6 protein-coding genes are annotated in these 9,163 nt (G+C 73.7%); 1 reads left to right on the forward strand and 5 read right to left on the reverse strand.

All coding sequences use genetic code 11. The features are described 5' to 3' along the window. Nucleotides 1-37: 37 nt before the first annotated feature. A complete protein-coding gene (locus J7E94_RS15620) occupies nt 38-1,495 on the reverse strand; it encodes a VWA domain-containing protein (RefSeq protein ID WP_215015943.1) in 1,458 nt (485 codons plus the stop codon). A gap of 290 nt (nt 1,496-1,785) precedes the next feature. On the opposite strand from J7E94_RS15620, the gene J7E94_RS15625 reads away from it, so the two are divergent. Then, nucleotides 1,786-3,873 (forward strand): PhoX family phosphatase, encoded by a 2,088-nt coding sequence (locus J7E94_RS15625; protein WP_215015945.1) that lies wholly within the window; start codon nt 1,786-1,788, stop codon nt 3,871-3,873. A 78-nt stretch (nt 3,874-3,951) separates the two neighbouring features. Here the strand turns inward: J7E94_RS15625 and J7E94_RS15630 are convergent, their stop codons facing one another. From J7E94_RS15630 to J7E94_RS15645, 4 genes are all read right to left on the reverse strand, one after another. Continuing rightward, a complete protein-coding gene (locus J7E94_RS15630; RefSeq protein WP_215015947.1) occupies nt 3,952-5,217 on the reverse strand; it encodes a HAMP domain-containing sensor histidine kinase in 1,266 nt (421 codons plus the stop codon). Then, nucleotides 5,205-5,927: a hypothetical protein gene (locus J7E94_RS15635; RefSeq protein ID WP_251056718.1), complete on the reverse strand. Its 723-nt coding sequence runs from the start codon at nt 5,925-5,927 to the stop codon at nt 5,205-5,207. The genes J7E94_RS15630 and J7E94_RS15635 overlap by 13 nt, the downstream gene beginning before the upstream one ends. Nucleotides 5,928-6,110: 183 nt before the next feature. After that, nucleotides 6,111-8,087: an FUSC family protein gene (locus J7E94_RS15640; protein ID WP_215015949.1), complete on the reverse strand. Its 1,977-nt coding sequence runs from the start codon at nt 8,085-8,087 to the stop codon at nt 6,111-6,113. A gap of 136 nt (nt 8,088-8,223) precedes the next feature. Beyond that, nucleotides 8,224-9,051 carry a hypothetical protein gene (locus J7E94_RS15645; RefSeq protein ID WP_215015951.1) on the reverse strand — a complete coding sequence of 276 codons (828 nt, stop codon included), beginning with the start codon at nt 9,049-9,051 and terminating at the stop codon, nt 8,224-8,226. Nucleotides 9,052-9,163: the final 112 nt, after the last annotated feature.

The following is a 9,163-nucleotide window of genomic DNA, read 5'->3' on the forward strand; positions in this document are numbered from 1 at the left end:
GGGTCTGACCCCGGGCCCTTTCGCGTGGTGCGTGCTGCTAGAACCGCTCGAGGATGCCCTTGAGGAGCGCGGCCGAGGCCAGCTCCGCGGGGGCGGGTCCGGCGTGGAAGAATCCGGCGTTCTCGGCGTCCAGCTTGCGCAGGAAGTCGAAGGCCTTGGAGTCGTGGTCGCCGAACGCGACGAACTGCCAGTGGATGCCGGGGGCGGTGGTGGACGCCTCGGTGATCGCCTGGCGGGCCGGCTGGCGGTTGTCGGGAGCGCCGTCCGTCTGGAACACGACCAGGGCGGGGCCCTCGCCGCCGTCCTTCTGGTAGCGCTCGACGACGGCCTCGACGGCCACGTGGTAGCTGGTGCGTCCCATCCGGCCGAGCTCGGCGTGGCGGGCCTCGACCCAGTCCTGGTGGTCGTCCAGGGTGAGGTCGGCGGTCCCGTCCACCTCGGTGGAGAAGAAGACGGTGTGCACGGTCGCCTCCTCGTCGAGGTGTGCGGCGAGGGCGAGGGCGTGGTCGGCGAGGTGCTGGGCACTGCCGTCCTTGTAGAACCCGCGCATCGACCCGGACCGGTCCAGCACCAGGTACACCTTGGCGCGCGCCCCGGCCTTCCCCTTGCCCCGCAGCACCTGCCCGGCGGCTTTGTAGGCCCCGACCAGGCCGGGTGCCTGCCGCTTGACGCCGGCCAGCGCGTGCGCGGGCCCCTCGGCGACCGCCGCCGCCTCGTCGTCGGGGCCGGCCTCGGCGGCCACGGGCTCCGGCTCCGCCGCGGGGGCGGGGACCTCGGCTTCGGCGGCCACGGCTGCCGGCTCCGCCTGGGGGGCGGTGTCGGGCTCGGGCTCCGTCGCCGCGGGTTCGGCTTCGGCTTCGGCTTCGGCGGCCACAGGCTCGGGCTCCGCCTCGGCGGCCACGGGCTCGGCTTCGGCCTCCTCCTGTGCCTCCGGCGCGGGGGTCTCGTCGGCCACGACCACGGGCTCGGCCGAGGCCTCCGCCTCGGGGGCGGCTGCCTCCGCTTCGGCGGCTGCGGTCTCGGGCTCCGCCTCGGGGGCGGCTGCCTCCGCCTCGGCGGCTGCGGGCTCGGGCTCCGGCGCGGTCTCAGGCTCCGCCTCGGGGGCGGCGGCCTCGGCGGCTGCGGGCTCGTGCGCGGTGCCGGAGTCCGCCGCGGGCGCGGGGGGTTCGGCGTCCGGACCGGGGGCGGGCGACTGCTGAACCGCCGGAGGCACGGGGCGGCGGGCTTCCGGGACCGTGGGGTCCGCGGCCGGGGCCGCGGCCGGGGCCGGATCGGGGGCCGGGGCCGTGAGGACCGTGCCGGGTTCGCGGTCCCGTGGAGCGGACTGCGGCGGAACGGTGGGGTTGTCGAAGGACGCCGCCACCAGCTCGGCCGCCACGTCCAGTGGGGTCCGTTCCGCCTGGCTCGGCAGGGCCGCAGAAGCGGAGTCCGACGTCTCCGGAACGGCTTCCGCAGTTCGTCCGAACACCTTGCGCAACAAGCTCCGAATACCCATGGGCCAAGCCTTTCGCATGAGTGCGTGCGTCATTTGTCCGTGCTGCGCGGATGATCCCTGCCCAGAGTGGACACGTAAGGTTATCGGCCGCCCGGCTGGAACTTCGGCAGGGGCGCCCTTCGTGGCGTCCAGCCACCCCGCACCATCGCACTGTCCACCGAACTGCCGCGCCGACGCGCCGGGTTCACCGGGCGTTCATCCTGCCGCCGCCGCTTCGGCGCAACCCGGCCCTAGCGTCACGCTGGATCGATTCCGACACGTTGTCGGCGCCAGCTACTCGGAGGACACTCGTGCGCAAGCTCCTGCCGCTCATCGGCAACCCGCATGGGAGCGGACGTTCCGCTCTCACCTGCCGCTACCGCTGCGGTGACGCCTGCTTCCACGAGGTGCCGAACACCAGCGACAACGAGTACGCGGGCGATGTCATGGCCCGCGCCTACTCCCGCCGCTCGATGCTGCGTACCGCCGCCGTCGTGACGGTCGCCACCGCCGCCGGTACCGCCGTCGCTCTCAGCGGCCCCGGCCAGACCGCCAACGCCACCCCCGCCGCCGACGCGGGGGCCGCCGGCGCGGGCAAGAGCGGCGAGGCCGCCCGCGGTCTGCGCTTCAAGGCCGTCGCGCCGAACACCGACGACAAGGTCACCGTCCCCGAGGGCCACGACCAGAACGTGGTCATCCGCTGGGGCGAGCCGATCGTCAAGGGCGCCCCGGCCTTCAACGCCGACAAGCAGACCGCCGCAGCGCAGGCCGGGCAGTTCGGCTACAACAACGATTTCCTGAGCCTCCTCCCGCTCGGCGGCGACTACGAGCGCCGGCAGCTGCTCGTGGCCAACCACGAGTACACGGACGAGAACCTCATGTTCAAGGGCTACGACCCGGCCAACCCGACCCGCGAGCAGGTCGAGATCGCCTGGGCCGCGCACGGCCTGTCCGTGGTCGTCGTCCAGGAGGACCACCGCAGCGGCAAGCTGACCGCGGTCACCCGCCACGAGCTCAACCGCCGCCTGACCGCGACCAGCGAGTTCAAGCTGACCGGCCCGGCCGCGGGCAGCGCCCTGCTGAAGACCTCCGCCGACGCCACCGGCACGAAGGTGCTCGGCACCCTCAACAACTGCGCCGGCGGCACCACCCCGTGGGGCACTACCCTCCACGGCGAGGAGAACTTCAACCAGTACTTCGGCAACGCCGGCCAGGTCACCGACCCGACCGCGGCCGCCCGCCTGAAGCGCTACGGCGTGAGCGCCGGCGCCACCGAGCGCAAGTGGGAGCGGTTCGACAAGCGCTTCGACGTGGCGCAGGAGCCCAACGAGCCGCACCGCTTCGGCTGGGTCGTCGAGCTGGACCCGTACGACCCGAACTCCACCCCGCGCAAGCGCACCGCGCTCGGCCGCTTCAAGCACGAGGCCGCGCAGCCCCGCCTGACCGAGGACGGCCGTCCCGTCGTCTACATGGGCGACGACGAGCGCTTCGACTACTTCTACAAGTTCGTCTCCTCGAAGCAGATGAAGAAGGGCAACTCGCGCGCGGCGAAGGAGCACAACCTCACGCTGCTCGACGAGGGCACCCTCTACGTCGCCAAGCTCACCGGTGACGCCCCGGCCGCCGAGATCGACGGCACCGGCAAGCTCCCCTCGGACGGCGAGTTCGACGGCTCCGGTGTCTGGATCAAGCTCGCCACCGGCAACGTCTCGCACGTCGAGGGCATGACCGCCGAGGAGGTGTACGTCTTCACGCGCCAGGCCGCCGACAAGGTGGGCGCGACCAAGATGGACCGCCCCGAGGACGTCGAGCCCTCCCCGCGCACCGGCCGCGTGTACATCGCGCTGACCAACAACACCGACCGCGGCAAGGCCGGCAAGGCGGGCGCGGACGAGGCCAACCCGCGCAACCTGAACAAGCACGGCCAGATCCTGGAGCTCGCCGAGAACTTCGACGACCCGGCCGGTGACGGCTTCGCCTGGCGGCTCTTCCTCGTCGCCGGTGACCCGAACGACCCGGCGACCTACTTCGCGGGCTTCCCGAAGGACAAGGTCAGCCCGATCTCCTGCCCGGACAACGTGGCCTTCGACCCGCACGGCAACCTGTGGATCTCTACGGACGGCAACCAGCTCGGCTCCCACGACGGCCTGTTCGGCGTCGCGACCGCCGGTGACCGCCGCGGTGAGCTGAAGCAGTTCCTGACCGTGCCGCGCGGTGCCGAGACCTGCGGCCCGCTGATCCAGGACAAGCGCGTCCTGGTCTCCGTCCAGCACCCGGGCGAAATCGACGGCGCGTCCGTCGAGAAGCCGCAGTCGGTGTGGCCCGACGGCCCCGGCAAGATCGTCCGCCCGGCGGTCGTGTCGGTCTGGCGCAAGGACGGCCGCAACATCGGCGTCTGAGCGGACCAGTTGACCAAGGGGCATGCAGGCATGTGGGCGTGTTTCACGTGAAACATGCCCCTTGGGCGTCCCACCCGCTCATCTCCCCTCCGAAAGCCTGCCGACGGGGAGCCGCAGGGTGGTCATCGCGCCCCCGTCGGGGGCGTTGGTGAAGCTGAGTGCGATCTCCAGCACCGCCGCCTGGCCGGCCACGATCGTCAGTCCCAGGCCGTGGCCGCGGCCGCGGCCCGGATCGCCGGTTCGGAAACGCTGCGGGCCCTGTTCGATGAGCTCGGGCGGGTAGCCGGGCCCGTGGTCGCGGACCACGATCACCGGGCCCTCCACGGTCACCTCGACGGGGGGCCGGCCGTGCTTGTGCGAGTTGACCAGCAGGTTGGCCAGGATCCGGTCCAGCCGGCGCCGGTCGGTGAGCACCGTCGCGTCCCGGACCACCGTGACCTCGGCGGCCAGCCGGGTCCCGGCGACCGCCCGCCGCACCGCCCGGCCGAGCTCCACCCGAGCCAGGTCGGCCCGTTCGACGCCCGAGTCCAGCCGGGAGATCTCCAGCAGGTCCTCGGTGAGCAGGTGCAGGGCGTTGAGCCGGTCATTGATCATCTCCTTGGGGCGGCCCTCCGGCAGCAGCGCGGCCGCGGCCAGCGAGCCCGTGAGGGGGGTGCGCAGCTCGTGCGCGACATCCGCGGTGAAGCGCTTCTCGGCCTCCAGCCGGTCCTGGAGCGACCCGGCCATCGAGTCCAGGGCCTGTGCCACGTCCCGTACCTCGTCCCGGTAGCGGGTGGGCCGCGTGTCGTCGGGGCCCCCGCCTGCCGGGAAGCCCACCCGGGCGTCCAGGTCCCCGGCACTGATCCGGCGGGCCACGGCGGCCGTGGTCGCGAGGCGCCGGCTGATCCGGTTGGCGAGGAATAGGCCCGCCAGCGCCACCACTCCGGCCGCGAGCACCGAGGAGGCGAGGATCGCGGCGTCGATGTCCCGCAGCCGGTCGCGGGTGCTCTCGTACGGGATCCAGACCGCGAGGGCCTTCTTGTCGGCGGGCGCGGCGGCCCACATGACGGGCTTGTCGCCGTGCTCGCCGACCATGCTGCCGGTCCGGCCTCGTGCGACCAGGTCGCGCAGGGGGCGGGGGAGGCCGGGCGGGTCGAGGGCCACGTCGACGTCGCCGTGCGTGGTGCCGTACTCGTAGTGGCCGAGGGCGTGGTCCAGTTCGGTGTTCACGTCCTTGCGGACCTCCCCGACGATCTGCCGGGCGACCACGTTGTGCACGAGGATGCCCAGGGCGGCGGCGACCAGGCAGCACACCATCGTGGTGGTCAGCGCGATCTTCCAGCGGAGGCTGCTCAGCGCGCGCATCGCGGTCCGTCGCCGGCCTGGGAGGTGTCCGGGAGAGCGGGGCATTCGTCGAGGGTGAGCTGGGAGAGGTTCATGGTCCCGGCCTTCGAGTCCCAGACGTAGTCGGAGACGGCGACGTACTTCGGGTTCGAGGTGGGTTCCCGGACCGCCAGGTGCTCGGCGGCCACCTCGACGCCCTCCAGGACCGCGCGGCGGGACAGCACGCGGGCGATGGAGCCGTCGTCCTGGACGGTGTAGACGCGCAGCTCGCTGAGGCGGCCGTCGATGTCGAGGGCGGTGATCAGCTCCTCCCGGCCGTTGCCGGTCAGGTCGTGCAGGACGCCGGGGCGGACCGGGCAGTCGGGGCCGCCGTCCACAGCCTGTGTGCAGAGCGCGAGCCGCTGGACGGCGTGGGGGTCGACGAGACGGCCGGTCCCGCCGTCCTGGGCGGTGGCGGAGGTGATGTCGGCGCGGACGACGGCCAGGGCGTCCACGCCGCGCATGCTGAGGTTGGCGACCTTGGGGAGGCCGGGCACGACGGCGGCCGTGCCGTGCTTCTGGCCGGGATCGGGTGGGGCGGGGCGGATGTTCTTCCACAGGCTCTGGGGGGCGTGCACGGTGCCGAGGTCGCCTTCGCTCCGGAGGCCTTGTACGTCGGCGCAGCCGGTCGCTGCCGCGAGCAGGGCGGTGAGGGCGGTTCCGGCCAGGGCGCGGTGGCTGCGCATGCGCATGTCCCGATGCTCCCCCGCCGCTCCCCGCGAGGCCCGGCCACGGACCCATCCGGGGGACCCCCGGCGGGGGCGCGGCTCACAGCAGCGGCCTGCCGGCCGCCCCGGGGCTCCGCCCCGGACCCTTGAGCCGCACCTGCCCGGCACGGCCGGCCTCGGCGTTTGAGGCGCGGGGCGGAGCCCCGGTTATCGGTGGGTGAGGGCGCGGGCCGCTGCGAGCTCCTGGTGGAGGGGGGAGAGGACGCCGGAGGTGGGGGAGGGGGGTTTCAGCGGGGCGTTGACCGGGGTTTCGTTGGTGCGGACCGCCTCCGCCAGGGAGCGGAGTTGGGCGGTGACGGCGGCGACCTCCGCCGGCGAGGGAGGGTCCGCGCCGTGGTTGACGCGGACGCGGGCGGCGGTGGTCGCGTCCACGATGCGTTCGACGGCGACGACGAGGGGCCACCACGCCGCGGCCCGCGCGCCCGTCGGGGGCGGTTCGGTCAGCGCCCGCTGGAACTCGCTGCGGACGCCCGAGAGCTCGCGGTAGATCCGCCGCCGCGCCTGCAGGCGGGCCGTGCGGGCCGCCTGCAGGCCCGCCTCGGTCTGCGGCTGGGCGCCGAACGCCCGCTCCACGTACCGCGCGGCATCGTCCACGGTGTCGGCGAGCCGGTCCCCGATCCGCGTGCGCCAGCTCTCGGGCCACAGCAGGTAGCCCGCGACGAGGGTGATGGCGCAGCCGATCAGGCTGTCCAGCAGCCGCGGGCGGATCAGGTCGAAGCCCTGGTGGTTGAGCAGGTCCGAGAGGAGGAGGATCACCGGGGTGATCGCCGCGGTCTGGAAGGCGTACCCCTTGGCGGAGAAGGCGGGGATCAGGGCGGCCAGGACCATCATGACCGGTACGTCCCACCAGCCGCGCGGCACCTCGGACAGCACGGCTGCGGCGATGACCAGCCCGGCCGCGGTGCCCAGGGCGCGCAGCACGGCCCGGGAGAACACCGAGCCGAAGTCGGGCTTCAGGACGAAGGTGACGGTCAGTGCGACCCAGTAGGACCGCTCGACCTCCACGAGGGAGACGAGGCACTGGGCGAGGCCGATGCACAGGGCGAGGCGCAGCCCGTACCGCCAGGAGGCCCGCGACATCATCATGTCCCGCACCGCGCGCCGGGCGCGGACCCGCAGGGCGGCGGGCCGGCCGAGCCGGTCGTCGACGTTGTACGGGTCCGGTTCGGCGAGGTGCACGATGCTCGCCGCGTGCCGCAGGGCGGAGTCGACGGCCCGCTCGGCCGGGGTGTGCGCTGCGGGCAGGTCCAGGACGGGGGCGCCGGTGCGGCCCTCCTCGACGGCGTCCGCCAGCTCCCGTACCGCCGCCGGGATCTCCGGCGGCAGCGGCCGGCCGCGCAGGTGCGCGGCGGGGGCGGCCTCCACCAGCGGGATCACCACGTTGAGCTGGGCCAGCATCCGCACCAGGGCGGGGCTGCGGCCGTGCACCCGGGCCCGGCGGCCGAGCACCAGGTCGTAGGCGTGGTTCAGGGCCTGGGTGACCTGGTGGCGGCGTTCCTCGTAGGCGGGACCGCCGGCGGCCTCCAGGTTGTCGGCCAGGGCCCGGTAGGTGGCCGCGACGGCGGCGCGCTCGGGCTGCCGGCCGCGCAGCGGCCAGCCGAGCAGGGTGAGGAGGAGGACGAACAGCCCGCCCGCGGTCATCAGCAGGGGGGCCGTCCACCAGGGGCGGGGCAGCGGGAGCCCGGCACCGACCACGGCGTTGAGGAGGAACAGCAGCCCGGACACGGAGGCGACCGTGCCGATGGAGGAGATCATCCCGGAGATCAGGGCGATGAGGGTGAGGGCGCCGACGGCGAGCCAGCCGTGCCCGAAGACCAGGGTGCCCAGCGCGACCCCGACGGCTCCGAAGAGCTGCGGGATCGCGATGTTCAGGATCCGCATCCGGTAGGCGTCGGCGGTGTCGCCGATGACCCCGGAGAGGGCGCCCATGGAGACGAGCGCGCCGTATTCGGGCTCGTCCAGGGCGAAGCCGACGGCGAGGGGCGCGGCCATCGCCACCGCCGCGCGCAGCACGGCGGCCCAGGGGATCGGCGCGGTGCCCGGCCGCAGTCCCTTGAGCAGCCAGGCGGGCGGAGCCAGCGGGTGCTGCCTGGTTCGCCCGGAGGGTATCTGTTCGGTGCTCATTCTCTCCCAGCTACCTCCCCCAGACTCCGTCCGGGGGGACCCCCACGGAGGTGCCCCCAGCTTCCGTGCGGCCGCTTGCGCATCGGTTCTTCTGGGCTCTTCTGCGTCGTTCTGCGTGCGTTGGTACCTTCCGAGCTTATGGGGTGCGGCGCAGTCGGCCCATCAGCCAGGCGCCGAGCGCGGCGGCGAGCCCGACGGCCAGCACCACCCAGGTGGTGGTGCGCAGGAACGAGGTGAGGGCGTCGTACACCGCCCCGGCGGCCGGCCGGTCGATGTCGGCGGGCAGATCGTCGAGGGTGAGCCGGCGGCACACGTCCACGGCGATCCCCAGCAGTACGGCCCCGACCGCGAGCCCCAGCCCGGTGGCCATCACGGCGCGCCGCCGGTGGAGGGCGACCGCGATGGCCGCCGCCGCCAGGACCAGGGTCAGTACGGGGAGCCAGATTCCGGCGACCTGGAGCATGTGGAACCCCTTCCGGAGCGCGGCGAGGTTGTCGTACTCCATGACCTTCACGGAGAGGTGGGTCACCGGGATGCGGTCGGCGAAGGGCACGCCGTCGGCAACGAGTTCCCACTTGACCTCGTCGATGACGGGAGCGAGGTCGATGGTGAGGGCGTCGCCGTGGCCGGTGGTGAGGGCGTCGAGGAAGGCGGTGTGGGCGGCGCGGTTGGCCGCGTCCCAGGCGGTGCGGTAGGCGGGGGTGCCGGCGAAGGAGCGCAGGGCCTCGCCGAGCAGGGCGTCCACCCCGCCCTGGAAGGGACCCGCGTCGATCTGGCCGGAGAGGGCGCGGCCGGCCTGGGTGACGACGACGTCCTGGACGGCCGGGTTGCGGGCGAGGGGGGACATGACGGCGGTGTAGCGGTCGGCGTCGCCCAGCTCGTGGTCGGCCCAGTACGCGACGGCGCTCGCGGGCACCAGCAGGGCCACGAGCGCGATGAGTACAGCCGACAGGATGGTGCGCACGTCACCAGGGAAAGCCGGTACGGGGCCCGGCGCCAGCATTGTTGGTGCGGGTGGGTGGCATGTCGTCAGCGTGGCCGCCCCCGGTCACAGCTGGTGCTGTGACCGGAAAGGT

This window comes from Streptomyces sp. ISL-94 (assembly GCF_018614075.1).
In the GTDB taxonomy this organism is placed as follows: Bacteria; Actinomycetota; Actinomycetes; order Streptomycetales; family Streptomycetaceae; genus Streptomyces.